This window comes from Paenibacillus ottowii (genome assembly GCF_006874425.1).
Taxonomy (GTDB): domain Bacteria; phylum Bacillota; class Bacilli; order Paenibacillales; family Paenibacillaceae; genus Paenibacillus; species Paenibacillus ottowii.
The window spans coordinates 318,324-333,299 of the sequence record NZ_VIJZ01000005.1; the positions used below are offsets into that span (position 1 = coordinate 318,324).

General features: G+C 45.4%; 14 protein-coding genes. 2 read left to right on the plus strand and 12 right to left on the minus strand.

What is annotated here, in order from left to right; all coding sequences use genetic code 11:
* Positions 1 to 228: 228 nt before the first annotated feature.
* Entirely contained in the window at positions 229 to 1,350 is a 1,122-nt protein-coding gene (mnmA, locus tag FKV70_RS14495; protein ID WP_167669732.1) for a tRNA 2-thiouridine(34) synthase MnmA, read from the plus strand.
* 82 nt (positions 1,351 to 1,432) lie between these two features.
* Here the strand turns inward: mnmA and FKV70_RS14500 are convergent, their stop codons facing one another.
* From FKV70_RS14500 to FKV70_RS14510, 3 genes are all read right to left on the minus strand, one after another.
* Entirely contained in the window at positions 1,433 to 1,900 is a 468-nt protein-coding gene (locus FKV70_RS14500; RefSeq protein WP_244310748.1) for a DinB family protein, read from the minus strand.
* A 192-nt stretch (positions 1,901 to 2,092) separates the two neighbouring features.
* On the minus strand, positions 2,093 to 2,443 hold the full coding sequence (locus FKV70_RS14505; RefSeq protein ID WP_142613283.1) for a hypothetical protein: 351 nt from the start codon (positions 2,441 to 2,443) through the stop codon (positions 2,093 to 2,095).
* Between the two features lie 14 nt (positions 2,444 to 2,457).
* Positions 2,458 to 3,663: a WXG100 family type VII secretion target gene (locus FKV70_RS14510; RefSeq protein ID WP_142613284.1), complete on the minus strand. Its 1,206-nt coding sequence runs from the start codon at positions 3,661 to 3,663 to the stop codon at positions 2,458 to 2,460.
* 285 nt (positions 3,664 to 3,948) lie between these two features.
* Between FKV70_RS14510 and FKV70_RS14515 the strand changes: the two genes are divergently transcribed.
* A complete protein-coding gene (locus tag FKV70_RS14515) occupies positions 3,949 to 4,779 on the plus strand; it encodes a PPK2 family polyphosphate kinase (protein ID WP_063213019.1) in 831 nt (276 codons plus the stop codon).
* A 106-nt stretch (positions 4,780 to 4,885) separates the two neighbouring features.
* On the opposite strand, the gene crcB (FKV70_RS14520) is transcribed toward FKV70_RS14515, so the two are convergent.
* The 9 genes from crcB (FKV70_RS14520) to citF form a co-directional block, all read right to left on the minus strand.
* A complete protein-coding gene (crcB, locus tag FKV70_RS14520) occupies positions 4,886 to 5,251 on the minus strand; it encodes a fluoride efflux transporter CrcB (RefSeq protein WP_142613285.1) in 366 nt (121 codons plus the stop codon).
* A complete protein-coding gene (gene crcB, locus FKV70_RS14525) occupies positions 5,248 to 5,649 on the minus strand; it encodes a fluoride efflux transporter CrcB (protein ID WP_063213017.1) in 402 nt (133 codons plus the stop codon). The genes crcB (FKV70_RS14520) and crcB (FKV70_RS14525) overlap by 4 nt, the downstream gene beginning before the upstream one ends.
* A gap of 39 nt (positions 5,650 to 5,688) precedes the next feature.
* Positions 5,689 to 6,999 carry a replication-associated recombination protein A gene (locus FKV70_RS14530; RefSeq protein WP_142613286.1) on the minus strand — a complete coding sequence of 437 codons (1,311 nt, stop codon included), beginning with the start codon at positions 6,997 to 6,999 and terminating at the stop codon, positions 5,689 to 5,691.
* A 279-nt stretch (positions 7,000 to 7,278) separates the two neighbouring features.
* Entirely contained in the window at positions 7,279 to 9,420 is a 2,142-nt protein-coding gene (locus FKV70_RS14535) for a HelD family protein (RefSeq protein WP_142613287.1), read from the minus strand.
* Positions 9,421 to 9,661: 241 nt separating this feature from the next.
* Positions 9,662 to 10,549, minus strand: coding sequence for a triphosphoribosyl-dephospho-CoA synthase CitG (gene citG, locus FKV70_RS14540; protein ID WP_142613288.1), 888 nt, complete (start codon positions 10,547 to 10,549; stop codon positions 9,662 to 9,664).
* 16 nt (positions 10,550 to 10,565) lie between these two features.
* Complete coding sequence (citX, locus tag FKV70_RS14545) at positions 10,566 to 11,108, minus strand: citrate lyase holo-[acyl-carrier protein] synthase (RefSeq protein ID WP_142613289.1); 543 nt, start codon at positions 11,106 to 11,108, stop codon at positions 10,566 to 10,568.
* 1 nt (position 11,109) lies between these two features.
* Positions 11,110 to 12,156: a [citrate (pro-3S)-lyase] ligase gene (gene citC, locus FKV70_RS14550; protein ID WP_142613290.1), complete on the minus strand. Its 1,047-nt coding sequence runs from the start codon at positions 12,154 to 12,156 to the stop codon at positions 11,110 to 11,112.
* Positions 12,157 to 12,180: 24 nt separating this feature from the next.
* Positions 12,181 to 13,353: an NAD(P)-dependent malic enzyme gene (locus FKV70_RS14555; RefSeq protein WP_142613291.1), complete on the minus strand. Its 1,173-nt coding sequence runs from the start codon at positions 13,351 to 13,353 to the stop codon at positions 12,181 to 12,183.
* A gap of 54 nt (positions 13,354 to 13,407) precedes the next feature.
* A complete protein-coding gene (gene citF, locus FKV70_RS14560; protein ID WP_142613292.1) occupies positions 13,408 to 14,967 on the minus strand; it encodes a citrate lyase subunit alpha in 1,560 nt (519 codons plus the stop codon).
* Positions 14,968 to 14,976 lie beyond the last annotated feature (9 nt).

Genomic DNA, 14,976 nt, shown 5'->3' on the forward strand with positions numbered 1-14,976 from the left:
CCTAACCCTCAGCTTATGTTAACATATTAGGGCAGGTAAAGGGAAACATTACGGTAACATTCTTAAAAAAAGTTGTTTTCGAGCGATTAGGAACAGTTTTAACCCGTTTTATATAGCTTTCTTTCATCGTTCGCCGTGTCGTTTGTTCGTCCAAACATCGTAACTTATTATCGTTTATGTTATAATAGGTGGGTTCTACAACAATATTGAAAGAATTGGGTGATGACCATGGCTAAAGCCAATCATGAAACCCGTGTCGTCGTCGGCATGTCCGGTGGCGTCGACTCATCCGTTACCGCGCTGCTGCTAAAGGAGCAGGGCTATGACGTAATCGGCATCTTCATGAAAAATTGGGATGACACGGATGAATTTGGCCGTTGTACGGCTGAAGAGGATGCGGAGGATGTGCGCCGCGTCTGTGAACAGATCGACATTCCTTACTATACAGTCAATTTTGAAAAAGAATACTTCGATAAAGTATTCTCCTATTTTCTTGATGAATATAAAGCTGGACGCACACCCAATCCGGATGTCATGTGCAACCGGGAAATTAAATTTGGCGAGTTTCTGAACAAAGCGCTGGATTTGGGAGCAGATTATGTCGCTACTGGACATTATGCACGGGTTGTGGAAGAAGACGGCCGCTTTACTTTGCTGCGAGGTGTGGACAGCAACAAAGATCAGACTTATTTCCTGAATGCATTAAGCCAAACACAGTTGTCGCGAACCATGTTCCCAATCGGTCATCTGCCGAAACCAGAAGTACGTAAGATTGCAGAAGCTGCGGGACTTTATACAGCCAAGAAAAAAGACAGCACGGGTGTATGTTTTATCGGCGAGCGCAATTTTAAGGAGTTTCTGAGCGGGTATCTGCCTGCAAAAGGTGGAGATATGGTGGATATCGCTACAGGTGAAGTCAAAGGACGCCACGATGGTCTGATGTACTATACACTGGGTCAACGACAAGGCTTGGGCATTGGCGGCTCAGGTTCAGGCGAACCGTGGTTCGTAGCAGATAAGGATCTGGAGAAGAATATCCTGTATGTGGTACAAGGTGATCGTCACCACAGCCTGTATTCTACCAGCCTGATTGCAACGGATGTGAACTGGATCGAAGGCGCAGATACACGCCCAACCGGCGAATTCCGCTGCACAGCCAAGTTCCGTTACCGTCAGCCTGACCAGCAAGTCACTTTACAATGGCTTGCGGATGGAACCGTGCATGTCGTGTTCGATGTACATCAAAAGGCCATTACCCCTGGGCAAGCAGTTGTATTTTATGACGGGGAACGGTGCCTGGGTGGCGGAACCATTGATAAGGTTGAAAAACTCCAGCCTGAAACAGTTTAAATGAATGGCTATTAACATTGAATAGCCATAATTAAAAAGTCGTCTCTCCAGTTTTGGGAGAGGCGACTTTTTCTGTTAGACGTTAATAGTCCATGCTTTGGAGAGAATTAACGATCTGCTCTTTATGATGTCTGTCATGCTGGACAAACATTTCATGTAAAAAGGTTTCCAAAGTGTATATGCTATTAGGAACTGGACGCATAAAATCTGATTCTGATACCATTTGGAGTTTGACAATCATTTGCTTATGCTGAGCAATAGCTTCATTTAGCAAATCATGTGGTTTCATAGTTCTACTGAGCGCTACAGATGAATCACTGAATGCCTGTACATCGGGATCCTCCTTGAGCATGACTTGTCCCTTATCGATAATCTGTATAAGCGCCTTAGTGAAGTTTTTATCCCAGCCCATAACATGACTGACCACATCTTGAATCGACCATTTACCTGCTATAGGTTCACAAAGTAACTCATCTGAGTACGGAGATAAAGCAGCAAGAAATGCAATCCATCCTTCTAAATTTTCAGAAATCTTAGCTATCGTAGCCAAGTGAATTTCTCCCATCTGATAGGATTAGCATGGATACTTAAGTACTACCAACACTTCTTTTTAACTTCATGCAAATAGTAGCTTCATTAGATACAGCAATCAATAGCTCTTTTATTTCATCATTTATTTTCCATTATCAAGTAGAACTCCTCATACAAAAAAAGCCTAACTATGGACTTCAAAAAATGAACACTAACTTATTCCCTCTGTAATTCTTTCAACTATTCCTTTATCAAAATCGTCGAGTTCAGACATTAACAGCTCGTACTGTTTTATAGATTCAGAAGTGTTCAATACTCGAAGCACAGCAATACTATAGTGTCCAAGCGTATCAATACCAAAAAGCTTATTTACCTTAGGGTCTCTGAACTGGCTAATATGTTTCAATTTTTTGATTATTTTCTCATTGCATAGTTTCTTTTTAGCGATCTGACTCATTGCATTCAACTGTACCTGATTATGTTGGATATCCAAACACTCGACCAATTGATCGTCGCCTATTTTTCCCTCTCGTATTTCCTTTGATAAAGTAAGTAGCTTCATTTTGTTATCTCCCATCAATCTAGTTTAACTGGCCCATAATTCTCTAAAAGATACTGCCGTTCATCTCTGTAATTGTTCCAAAGGTGTTCTGCAAGGTCCTTATTTCCAATCCTCTCTGCTTCTTTTATCTCGACCATATAGGCTCTAAGTTCCATGATAATCCTATTTTTGAATTCATATGTTACATCCAAACTAGGAAAACCTTTAGCTTTATCATCAAGAAAATGTTGATACTCATGCCGCAGTGCACTAATTGAAGCATCCTCATATATATTCAATTGCCCAGGCTTTCCTGATCCTTTGGGTGCATACGCCATAATATCTCTATCTAGAATTCTAACTTCTACCCCAGCTTCTTGCGTATTCTTAATAATGGTGCTCCACTCTTCTGGATGAGAAAGTCGTCCAGGACCATATATATCCCTAAATGGATCAGCATCATTCTTACCTAACATCGTATCAGATAATCGATTCGAAGTCCCTTTAACTTCAAGACTAGCCCCAGATTTCACCCCATATTTCATTGACGAGCCCAATCCAATCTTAGGCTTAATTACTGAACTGACTCCCCCAAATATTCCCGCTGTACCGATCATGTTAGCCCAATGTTCCTTTGACCATGCATTTGTAGGAAACATTGCTTCTCTGATTGTTCCATGTACACCAAAAGTCCAAAAGTTTAAAAAATCATTCCCTGAATCAAACTGCTTGGATGCACGCTCTGCATATCCTTGATACAAACCTTTCGGAATTCCAAACGTCCAATAGTCTAAAAATCCGCCTACAGAGTCATAGCGTTTTTCGTACCTGTCCTCCGCAGCAGACATAAAATCCCCACCAAGTTCTACCAAACTATCTGCTGATTTTTCCAAAGCATTTCTAGTATCTGGAGCAGGGGGAGCACATGAATTAGGTGGAGGTGGTAAGCAGCTTGAATCAATATTACCTGCTTCCAGCAAATCAGCTAACCTGAATTTATCCGCATGACGACGCAATTCTTTTGCAACAGAATCTGTCAGTGTAACAAAGCCATTCATATTCTTCTGAGATGTTTGGAAACTATAATAGAACTGCTCTTTGGTCACTCCATCCCAGAATCGTTCCATAGATGAAATTTGTTGTATTAAATTTCTGTTCATTTGGGTCACTTTTTGCTGTGCAAGTTCAAATTGCTTGGAGATAGTCATAAGCTGCTCAGGTGTTACTTTAATAGTTGTCATATTATACCTCTGTTGAGAGTTCGTCATGACATAATAACACTCTTCAACTTTATGGAGAACCTTCTTAATTCCTAATTGTTATAAGAAATATTAACCTTACTGCCTATGTCTAAAGACTTAAAACTTAACTTTTTAATTGTTGAACCTGAAAATTTCGTGACCAGAGGCCTCACCAGTAGAAAAATCGCTAATAAAGACCATACATACGAAATTTTTGATAACGCCCCCATTTGGGTATATGATGTAGACAGAATCATTACTTCAATTGAAAAGGAGCGTGCCTTTATGTCTGATTCACTAGGAATGTTGACACCGGGTAAAAAAGTTTCTTTGAAAGAATGGGACCCCAAGGATACGGAGAATATAAAAAATAAAGAAGAAATCCGACAGGAAACAGATCAATTGAAGGAACGCTTCGCGGAATTACAAAGTAAATTATTTACAGAGAAAAAACAAGCTGTTTTGTTTGTATTCCAGGGTATGGATTGCAGCGGAAAAGATGGCGTGATCAAGCAGGTGTTTTCCAACCTTAACCCTGCTGGGGTGACTGTACACAGCTTTAAGTCACCTACAACTGAGGAATTAAGCCATGATTTTCTATGGCGTGCGCATAGCGTAACTCCAGGACGAGGATATATCGCAGCATTCAATCGTTCTTACTACGAGGATGTGCTAATCACACGTGTTCACGGGCAGGTATCCGATAAGCAGGCCAAGCGGAATATAAAGCACATCAAGCATTTTGAACAGTTGCTGCTGGATAGTGGTGTAAAGGTGGTTAAAATCTTTTTACATATTTCAAAGCAATTCCAGCTGGAAAAGCTGATTGACCGGATTGAGAAGCCCCACAAAAACTGGAAGCTCGACCCGAGTGATTTGCAGGAACGGAAATTTTGGAAGCAATATACCCAATACTATGAGGATGTGCTAGAGCTGAGCGCAACCAAGCAAGCTCCTTGGTATGTTGTTCCCTCAGACAATCGTTGGTACAGAGATTATACTGTACTGCGAATTGCCGTTCAAACGCTAGAGGAAATGAAACTGTCTGACCCTGATCCAAGACCTGAACTCAAAGCCCTTTTACCTGAATTATACAAAGAACGAGATAAAAAATAGTTAAATAGGCACAGCACTAAGCTTCCAAACTTCCTATTGCCAGCTGACAACGCGCTGATTGAGGGTTTGGAAGCTTTTATTGTGTGCTTACATGCCACTTCGAAATTTATAAGGTATAACTTACATTGTACCCGATGGCCGCAGCTATAACTCCTACTATTACAGAAGAAAGTAAATACATAACCATACGTCGGTATTTTTTATGTTCCATCAGTTGAATAGATTCATAGCCAAATGTGGAAAAGGTGGTGTAGCCGCCACAAAAACCCGTTCCTAGCAGCATCCAGAGTGCAGGAGACAGATGATGTTGTGTAAACTCACCATACAGCCAGCCGAGCAACAATGAACCGCTAATATTAATAATCCAGGTCCCCCACGGAAATACAGTACCCAACCTTTTTCCAGCCCACATGCCAAGCCCGTATCTCGCTATTGTACCTACCATTCCGCCCGCTGCCGCCCACCAGATCATAAGCGTTTCTCCTTGGGGGCAGTCTGCGTCATCTGTGTGCCTAAACGGATACCTGCCCACGTGAAAAACAAACCCACGCCTACGCTCAGCAGCAGGTACAACACTGCCGTCAACATACGATCATGAACCGTGAGGCGTACAGCATCCACCGCAAAGGTGGAAAAGGTGGTAAATCCTCCTGTAAAGCCTGTTCCGATGGCAAGTCGCCAGCGTGGGTTGATCCGCCATGATCGCAAGGTTACCGTAAAGAACCAGCCGAGAAACAGGCAGCCGAGCCAATTTATTAGCAACACACCAAGCGGAAAATCTGCCCCAGCCGCAGGCAATAGTACTTGCAGGCTATAGCGAGCAGAGGTTCCGATCGCTCCACCTGCGGCGACGAATAGTACGTCTTTCATTTTTTTATTCCCTTCTTCGCTATATTAAAGTCACTGATATTAAGACTGTGAATCCCGCCAACGCTGGTTTTGCCTGATTTTAGACTCATTTCCCTGCTCAGTGGCCTGGTAAAAGGTCTGATCTGCTATCGAATCGGGCAAATATTGCTGCCTTACATAGTGATTCGGAAAATTATGCGGATATTGATAGCCAACATGGCCGAGTTTTTCCGAGCCTTTGTAGTGTGCATCACGCAGATGCAGCGGCACCTCGGCCGATTTCATATCGTCCATGGCCGACATGGCCCGTGAAATCGCCGTGTATACGGCATTCGACTTGGGACTTTCCACAGCGAACAAAATGGCTTGTGCAATGTTCAGTTTGGCCTCGGGCCAGCCGTTATTGCGGTAGGCTTCAAGCGCGCTCACTGCTTGGACCATCGCCTGCGGATTCGCCAGGCCAATGTCCTCACTGCTGGCTGCGATGAGGCGTCGAATAAAGGTCATCGGGTCCATGCCGAGCTTTTCTACGGCATACAGGAACCAGAACAACGCTGCGTCACTGGAACCGCGAATGCTTTTGTGAAAGGCGGACAGTACGTCATACTGTGTAGACTCGTCTGCCTTGACGATCGGGCGGCGGATGGATTCCTCTGCCACTTCCAGCGTCACATGAACTGTGCCGTCTGCCAGTGGAGGTGTCGTGAGCGCCGCCAGTTCCAGCGCGTTCAAAGCACGGCGGATATCACCGTTCGCCATCGACGCGATGTGATCCAGCGCAGCTTCGTCTACCCGAAGCTGCATATAACCGAGGCCCTTGTCCGCATCGCTCAGGGCACGGCGCATAGCAGCCAGCGAATGCTCCTGGGTTAGCGCTTCAAGCTGAAATAACGTAGAACGACTCATTAAAGCGCCGTTGACGTAGTGAAAGGGGTTTTCCGTCGTGGCGCCAATAAACACGATTGTTCCCTTTTCCACCGCAGGCAGCAATGCATCCTGGCGCGAACTGTTGAAACGATGTACCTCGTCAAGAAACAGAATGGTCTTTTTGCCATACATCGATTTATTCGTCTGTGCAAGGTCAATCACTTCCCTTACATCCTTTACAGAGGCTTCTACTGCATTTAGGCGGACGAAATCGCCTTGTGTGTGTTGAGAAATGATATGTGCCAGTGTCGTTTTGCCGCACCCGGGTGGTCCGTATAGCAATATAGAAGAGACCTGATCTGCCTCTATAGCTCTTCGCAGCAGCTTGCCTGGACCTACAACATGCTCTTGTCCAATATATTCATCCAGCGAAGTCGGACGCAGACGATCTGCAAGCAATCGATTGTTGGGCGTTGACTCCTGGGAATATGAAAATAAGTCCATTCCATTCACTTCCTTATCATTTATGAACGAACACGTTCTTTTTCATTAAAAACCTATCCGTCCATACCGTTAAAAGTATCAAAATTCAAGTCATCTACTACAGTAAAATGATCATAAACCGCTTCTTATTCTACCATATCGGTTAACAGGTTGCAGATAGCCTGGTCACGGTATAACTGTTGCCTTACATGTGATTCATCCTAAAAAAGAAAGAACAGCCTGGGACGAAAAGTGAATTTCGTGGCTGTTCTTTGGTTGGCATGACATACAGCGTTTTATTTACTCCGTTTGCGCCTGTACGTAACTTGGAAGTGGACCATCATGCAAGAGCCACAGCTCATGCAGCGCACGCGTACATCCTACATACAACAGCTTGGCATCCCATGTCCGTTCTCCATAATGACCCTGGTCGGCATCGGCTACAATAACTGCATCGAACTCCAGACCTTTGGACAAGTATACAGGCAGTACAGATAAGCCGCCTTCATATTGCTTTTTACCACCGTCAATCAAATGGACATCCAACCCCGCACTTGTGAAAATCTCATGCAGCTCCGCAGCTTCTTTTAAGGTACGTGTCAGCACAGAAACCGTACGATACTCCTTGGAGGAAAGCTCTTTTAGAGCGGTAAGCAAGCTCTGCTCACGTACGGACGAGTCGTAAGACACAGTACGCACCGGATCACCACTACGAAATACCGGAACTGCTGTAATACCGCCACGCACTCCCTGCTCCAAAATCGTATTTGCAAATTCTATAATTTCCAAAGTTGATCTATAACTCCGTGTAAGTGCAAAATACCCCGTTTGTTCAGACGCAAAAAGAGAACTCATTTCCTCCCATGCATGTACACCACGATATTCATGAATTCCCTGCGATAGATCACCCAATATGGTAAAGGAATGCCCTTTTACAAACAAATCCAGCAAGGCGATATGGAATGGTGAGAAATCCTGCGCTTCATCAATGACCACATGGTCAAAACGCTGTGATGGATCTACCTCATGAACCAGCACGTGAAGATATACCAATGCAGTCAGATCCTCTTCACGGATGATCTGATTTCGTAAGTCCGATTGTGTAGCCTTAAAAATAGTCCCCGGCAGAGAAGCTTTCATCTCCGCAGCAGTATCCGCGGGTAACCCTTTAGCTGCCTGAAAAAGCTGCTTGTAAAGCGTCAACGCGTCGTATTGAGGCCATTTTTTAGCATACGCCTTTTCACGAGTTCCTGCTTTTTTCTTCCGATCCTTGAGCGCAGCCGCCGAAGGTGACTTTTTCAATTCCATTTCGATCCAGCGATGGACTCTTGCCAGCACACGCTCCTTCCGTTTTGCGAGCGGATAGGGCTTATATTCCTCATTGAACCAATTCAAAATCTCAGCTCGTGGCAGCACCGCCCCATCCCAAGGTGAAAAGTCGCCTTCAGGCACCGAGATAGGCTCTAGCCGTTCTACGAAAGCTTGCAGCAGCTTCATAAAGTGAATCGAACCCTTAAATCGACCCGGTGCCTCATCCATGGATTCCGTTCTCAAGTCGCCACTCTCAAACCAATAAGCTAACGTTTCGGCAGGGTCTGCCAGCGTTAAATCCAGCCCCAACAAACCCAGCGCCCAGTCTGCAAATGTACTTTGCTGAATATTTCCGACCCCCAGCTCTGGAAGCACATCTGAAATATAATCGAGAAACATATGGTTGGGTGCAAAAATAACCATTTTGTCTGCTGAAACCTGCTCCTTGTATTGATACAGCAAAAATGCGAGTCGATGCAGCGCTACTGTCGTCTTGCCACTCCCCGCTACCCCCTGAATAACAAGGGCAGTATTTTTAGCCGCGCGGATGATCTGATCCTGCTCCGCCTGAATGGTAGATACGATATCCCGTAAACGGTTGTCCTTGTTTTCTCCCAAACGATAAACGAGAAACTCATCGGAAACGGCTGGCTCGTCGCTTTCACGGTTGTATGTATCCGCTACCCGTTCCAGAATTCTTTTACGGATGACCACGTTGCGCTTCAGATACACCAAGCCCTCAATCGTTCCCTCAGGGGCTTCATACGAAGCGGTTTCTTCTCCGCCAGTAAAGGAGTAAAACAAGCTGGCAATCGGTGCACGCCAATCAATCACAAGTGGGTACGCTGATGTTTCTTCCCGCTCTACCCCGACTTTACCGATATAAAGCTGTTTGCGCTGCCCTCTACCGCGTTCGTCAAAATCCATACGTCCAAAATAAGGCTCCTGCGAGCTTTTGGCCAAAGCCTGGCGTTTTTCCTCCCGTGCGGATTCCAGTACTTGCTCCGTAAAATCATGCCCAGTGTACACTGGCGTATTGCGAAGCCGTTCCAATCTCCGATCAATTTCCTCCATAGCAAGCGACAGCCTGTGCTGTTCTTCTTGATAGGCACTTTGAAACTCATTCTCCATTTCAGTTACCTCCTAAGAATATCAAGTCTCGATTTCTGCATCTTATTCACTTGCTCCGACACAAAAAAAGGAAAGTAAGCGTAACACATTTAGCCATAAAAATCCAATCTTATTTTCTTTATACGCCTGTTTTCTTATATGAAAGACCTCTAACTAAAACACAAACGAATAGTTTACATAAAAAAGTCCCCCTTACAGCAGCAGGTTTTACAAAAAACCTTTCTGGTGTAAAGGGAACCTTTCACTTTGGGGAAGACAGCCCTTTTAAACTCTCCAACATGATTGTGACTGCCAGTAAATCAGCGGAGCCACCAGGACTAACATTTTGCTGCACAAAATCATCGTTCATCTGATGAATCATGGCGACACCTCTTTCAGACAAGATACCGCCCGCCTCTAGCACCTGCTTGGCATATTGCTGGACATAGGCTAGCATCTCCCGGTCGTGTCTGCCAACAATATTCGTATCTTCGTTGACAACCATCAGTTGTAAGAGTGTTTGAACACAGATATCATTCACGTGGTAACATTGTGATGAATTCAACTTACGATAGATGGGCAGAGCATACGCTCGCACGGTAGGAAAGCCTGCTTCCACCTCGCCACGTATGCCCATCATCCCCCACTCCTTATACAACCGTTCGCCGACCGTTAAGCCTGTTGATTTTTTTAGGGATGCAAGCTCTCTCGCACATAAACCTTTGGTCATCTGAGCAATGGTCTTACAAATGACTTGTTCATCCAGCCTGCTAACAATTGCTCGTGTCGTACAACAATACGCGGCGGCGGCACAAATAATACCTAGCGAAAAAATAAGACCTTTATGTGTGTTTACCCCACCAGTTGCGGCAAACATAGCCCGTTCCGCTTCCTGTCCCAAAGGGCGCAGGTTCTCAAATAGTATACGGAGATCCTGTCCATGAAAGGAATCTCCCGCCTTTGCACATCTTTCAAAATAGCCGGAAAGTGAGGCCGCACTAGACATAAACGTAAAGAAGTCCATATCCTTGTGGGCACCACGATCCAATCGGTCTACCAGTCCCGGTTTTGGGCTGGCAGAGACTTCTGTTAGCAGCGCAAGGACAGCCTGTTGAGCAAGGCTTTCACTTAATAGGCTTGTTGGCATCATAGTTGCTCCTCGCCGTTCATACTCGTTTGACCACTTGACGGTTTCGCATATAACTGTCCACCAGTGCTTTGATAGCTTCCAGTAATTTGGGAAGTTCGTGCGCTCTACTCCGTCCACATATATGCGCAGCTTGCCCGCACATGAGGCATTTTCGCTTGTCCAGGCCAAGCTCATCTCTGGAGATTGCCCTTCCATTGGGTCCAATCACATCCAGATCCAGTAATCTTCCTAGTGGATGTTCATTTTCAATCGCAATGGCCCACTTTTTCAATATTTGTGTGTCTGCCTGAACGGCAATATATGCTTCTGGACCTGTCGGCAGATGATACGCTTCACGGTGCAGCGGTGTCATTTGGTTCACTGCCAGTTGACACATCAAGATACGGTAGCCTTCATGAAAAACGTATTTACTAGTTGGAGAGGACTTCTGTGGTCCTGGGATATTGATCGTCATGCTGAGCAAAGGTACCGCGTACCTGCTGATCAGCTGTCTTTGTCTGTTTGCCCGGTTTTCGCGTGCCTGTAGCATTTCCTCAAGGGTAACCTCATACGAATACATGTTATGACATCCTTCTAATACGCCTGATGATTTCTCCAGCTTCCCCTGACAATAAAAACCGATAGGTTGTGTCCGGTACAAGCTGCTTCACTTTTTCCATGTGACCCAGACGAATATATTTACGAACTGCAGAGGCGCTAATGGCCTCCCCTTCCCGTAGCAATCGCGGTATTTCCTCTACGTCGATTCCAGTGGAAGGCAGTAATTTTTTCATGATCGTGTTGTACCTTCGGGTCAAGACACAGTTTGGCTCCTGACCAATATACCGTTTTTTAATATTTAGCAATGGAGCCATATACTGGATAAAAATTTTTAAATCAAGTGATATATGCGTGCTTGCCGCGTCTTCATCATTTTTAAAGAAGTAAGAAGGAAACGTTGCGCCGGAGATGATATAGTCTTTGCCTTTGTGCAGGACCACATTGTCCAAATGCCTCACGCCTTCTTCAACTAGTCTGTATCTAACAGCTGATGGAAAAATGGATCGATCCTCCCAGACTACAAACAGATGTACCTTTTCCCAAACCGCTGCTGCATACTCGACTAAGTGCAAATGTCCCAATGTGAATGGATTACAGTTCATGACAATCGTAGCCGAAGGCACGAGATCGCCCGATTCCTGCAAAAGCTCTTGCTGATACTGCCTGACACCATCCCAACGGTTTTCCAACAGGACAGCCTTGAAGGATTCCTCCACGATTGGATAAAAGCCAAGATCCTTGAAAATTTGTTTATTTAGTGGCTTTGTATAAATAAACAGGTGATCCCTTCCCCGCCTATATTCTTCATTTACTAAATGGCTAACAATTTGTGCAGATAGCCCCTGATTTTTATAAGCTTCATCCACAGCAATACACTTCAGTACACTGCCTGAAAAGGAACCCGTAGCGGCAATGTCGCCGCCATCTACAATTTCCATCGTATATTCAATTGGATGGTCTATTCTAAGACCTTGGCGCTTAAGGAAATCGCGAAGCTTTCTTTGAGCGTCTTCAGAGGCTGGATTTATAATCTCTTCACGCAAATGTTCCATCCACATAGCCATCATGATCACCGTTTTTTCTCGATGGTTTTATTTTCTTACGACACCGCTTTGTTCTGCGACGATTTTTACTGCTTTACTAACCGCAGCACTTACTCTTTTGTCAATCGCATCTGGAACGATATAGGTATCGTCAAGTTCCTCATCTGTTACCAGAGCTGCGATGCTTCTGGCCGCCGCTAATTTCATTTCCAGCGTGATGTCCGTAGCTTTGGCATCAAACGCGCCTCTGAAAATACCGGGGAATGCCAGCAGGTTATTGATTTGGTTGTGAAAATCCGATCTGCCGGTCGCAACAATTCGTGCTCCGCCTTTGTATGCTTCCTCCGGCAAAATTTCTGGAATCGGATTGGCAAGGGCAAAAATGATGCTTTCATTGCTCATGGTTTGCACCATTTCTTTGGTCATCACATCTGCAACCGATAATCCAATAAAGATGTCCTTGTCCTTGATGACTTCTGCAAGGCTGCCGGTTTCTTTATCACGATTCGTCAGCTTGGCAATTTGCTGCTGAGGCTTATTGAGAGAGGTGTCTCCTTCGACCAGGGCACCATTTATATCGCAGAGAACCATATGCTTTGCTCCTGCAGCGAGCAATAGCTTGGCGGTGGCGATCCCCGAAGCTCCCGCTCCATTGATGAGAATTCGCACATCCTCCACTTTTTTGCCCACAAGTTTCAAGGCGTTCAATAACCCTGCAAGCACAGCAACTGCCGTTCCATGTTGATCATCATGATAAATCGGAATGTTCAGTTTTTCTTTTAATTTGTCTTCAATATAAAAGCATTCCGGGGCCTTGATGTCTTCAAGATGAATGCCTCCAAAACCTGGGGCAATTACTTCAACCGTGCGCACAAACTCGTCTGGATCAGTGGTGTCGATACAAATAGGGAACGCATTCACCCCACCAAATTCTTTGAGCAACAAGGCCTTGCCCTCTATGACAGGCAGCCCTGCCTCGGGGCCAATATCCCCCAGGCCCAGCACTGCTGTCCCATTCGTCACAATCGCTACGCTGCTCCCTTTAATCGTGTATTCATAGGCTTTGCTCTTATCTTTGGCGATTTCCTTGCATGGTTCGGCAACACCAGGTGTATAGGCTATCGCTAAGTCCTGTTTACTTACAACCGGTACTGTTCCTGTAATCTCCAGTTTACCGTTTCTAAGGCGGTGTGCCTGTAAGGCGGCTTCTTTTATACTCATAAGTTTGTTCGTACTGAGCAGTTGCTCAATACTTCCTCCCCTTGGTTTATAATTTTAGCGTCCTTGTTTCACTTGACGAATGACATCAATTACAGAACCATCACGATATTTAACAACACCTACAATTTTATCTTCCCATTGTATCGGCTCCGGTTTGCCGACAATCCATGTTGCCTTCTCTTGCATCTCTTCGATCGTGAAGACAGGGAGCTTGGCTGCTTTTAAGTTAGCCAGGAGATCTTGGCGGGTAGGGTTCACAGCGATGCCTTGATCCGTAACAAGTACGTCAACCGTATGGCCTGGTGTGATAATGGTATTGACACGATCAAGAATAGCAGGCATTCTTCCGCGAATCAGCGGAGCGACGATGATCGATACTGCAGCACCTGCGGCAGTGTCGCAGTGTCCGCCGGAAGCTCCCCGGATGATCCCATCAGACCCGGTAATTACATTCACATTAAAATTCAAATCAATCTCCAGCGCACTCAGCACAACAACATCCAGTTGGTGAGCAGCACAGCCTATATTTTCAGGGCTTGCATAATATTCCGCACAAATTTGTTGATGGAATTTATTCTTTCTCAGCGATTCTACAGCACGCAGGTCAAAGCTCTGCACGTCCAAAAGCTTTTCAATCAATCCTTCTTCATGCAGGTCAACGATTTGTTGGGTAATCCCCCCCAGGGCAAAGCCTGCTTTGATATTGGCGGCAAGCATTTTTTCCCGCAGAAATCTGGTTGTTGCAAGCGAAGCCCCCCCGGACCCGGTTTGCAATGAGAAACCATCCGTGAAATATCCGGATGCTTCAATCACATCTGCCGCGTTTTTAGCAATTAACAGTTCCTTCGGATTCTTGGTGTAACGGGTAGCCCCTGAGACAATCCCCTTCTGATCACCGATGCGATCCACGACGACCACATAATCCACCAGAGTTTCAGGAATGGCGAATGGAGTGTTCGGATAAGGGACCAAATGGTCAGTAATCATCACAACATTGCGCGCATACTGTGCATCTACCATGGCATATCCCATGGAGCCGCATGCCGATGGAGCTTCGTTTATGCTGCAAGTTCCGTTTGCATTGCCGTATGCATCGCAAGAAGGAGCGCCCAAAAAGGCGACGTCAATCGGGCATTCTCCTGATGCAATCGCTCTTGCGCGGCCACCGTGAGAGTTAATCGTCACCGGAATATCAAACCATCCATAGGAGTATGCCTGAGCCAGCTCACCTCTGAGGCCACTGGTCTCAATTCTGCGGATGACACCGTTTCGCACGTGCTCTATCAATGGGGCATGGATATCTGTCAAGGAGCTAGCTGCCAGGACAAGATCACGAATCCCCATTTTGGCGATTTTATCCATGACCCTATTCACGATAAAATCCCCATTGCGAAAATGGTGGTGGAAGGAGATCGTCATCCCACTGCGCAAGCCAGTAGCTTCAATGGCCTTCTCTATCGAATCAATGATTTTATTTTGGGCAGGATTTTGCTGGCGGTCTTTTAACCGCTCTGTATTTTTAAATTGCCCGTAAGTCGATTTGCGATCAAAGGGAGTTACCGCATCAAGTCCTTCAATAGCTAAAGGAATTTCTCTCCCAGCACCGTTTAGCATAACACTCAC

Coding starts and splice junctions, on each gene's coding strand:
- mnmA (WP_167669732.1), top strand. CDS start 229: ATGGCTAAAGCCAATCATGAAACCCGTGTCGTCGTCGGCATGTCCGGT.
- FKV70_RS14505 (WP_142613283.1), bottom strand. CDS start 2,443: ATGAAGCTACTTACTTTATCAAAGGAAATACGAGAGGGAAAAATAGGC.
- FKV70_RS14510 (WP_142613284.1), bottom strand. CDS start 3,663: ATGACAACTATTAAAGTAACACCTGAGCAGCTTATGACTATCTCCAAG.
- FKV70_RS14515 (WP_063213019.1), top strand. CDS start 3,949: ATGTCTGATTCACTAGGAATGTTGACACCGGGTAAAAAAGTTTCTTTG.
- crcB (WP_142613285.1), bottom strand. CDS start 5,251: ATGATCTGGTGGGCGGCAGCGGGCGGAATGGTAGGTACAATAGCGAGA.
- crcB (WP_063213017.1), bottom strand. CDS start 5,649: ATGAAAGACGTACTATTCGTCGCCGCAGGTGGAGCGATCGGAACCTCT.
- FKV70_RS14530 (WP_142613286.1), bottom strand. CDS start 6,999: ATGGACTTATTTTCATATTCCCAGGAGTCAACGCCCAACAATCGATTG.
- FKV70_RS14535 (WP_142613287.1), bottom strand. CDS start 9,420: ATGGAGAATGAGTTTCAAAGTGCCTATCAAGAAGAACAGCACAGGCTG.
- citG (WP_142613288.1), bottom strand. CDS start 10,549: ATGATGCCAACAAGCCTATTAAGTGAAAGCCTTGCTCAACAGGCTGTC.
- citX (WP_142613289.1), bottom strand. CDS start 11,108: ATGTATTCGTATGAGGTTACCCTTGAGGAAATGCTACAGGCACGCGAA.
- citC (WP_142613290.1), bottom strand. CDS start 12,156: ATGATGGCTATGTGGATGGAACATTTGCGTGAAGAGATTATAAATCCA.
- FKV70_RS14555 (WP_142613291.1), bottom strand. CDS start 13,353: ATGAGTATAAAAGAAGCCGCCTTACAGGCACACCGCCTTAGAAACGGT.
- citF (WP_142613292.1), bottom strand. CDS start 14,967: ATGCTAAACGGTGCTGGGAGAGAAATTCCTTTAGCTATTGAAGGACTT.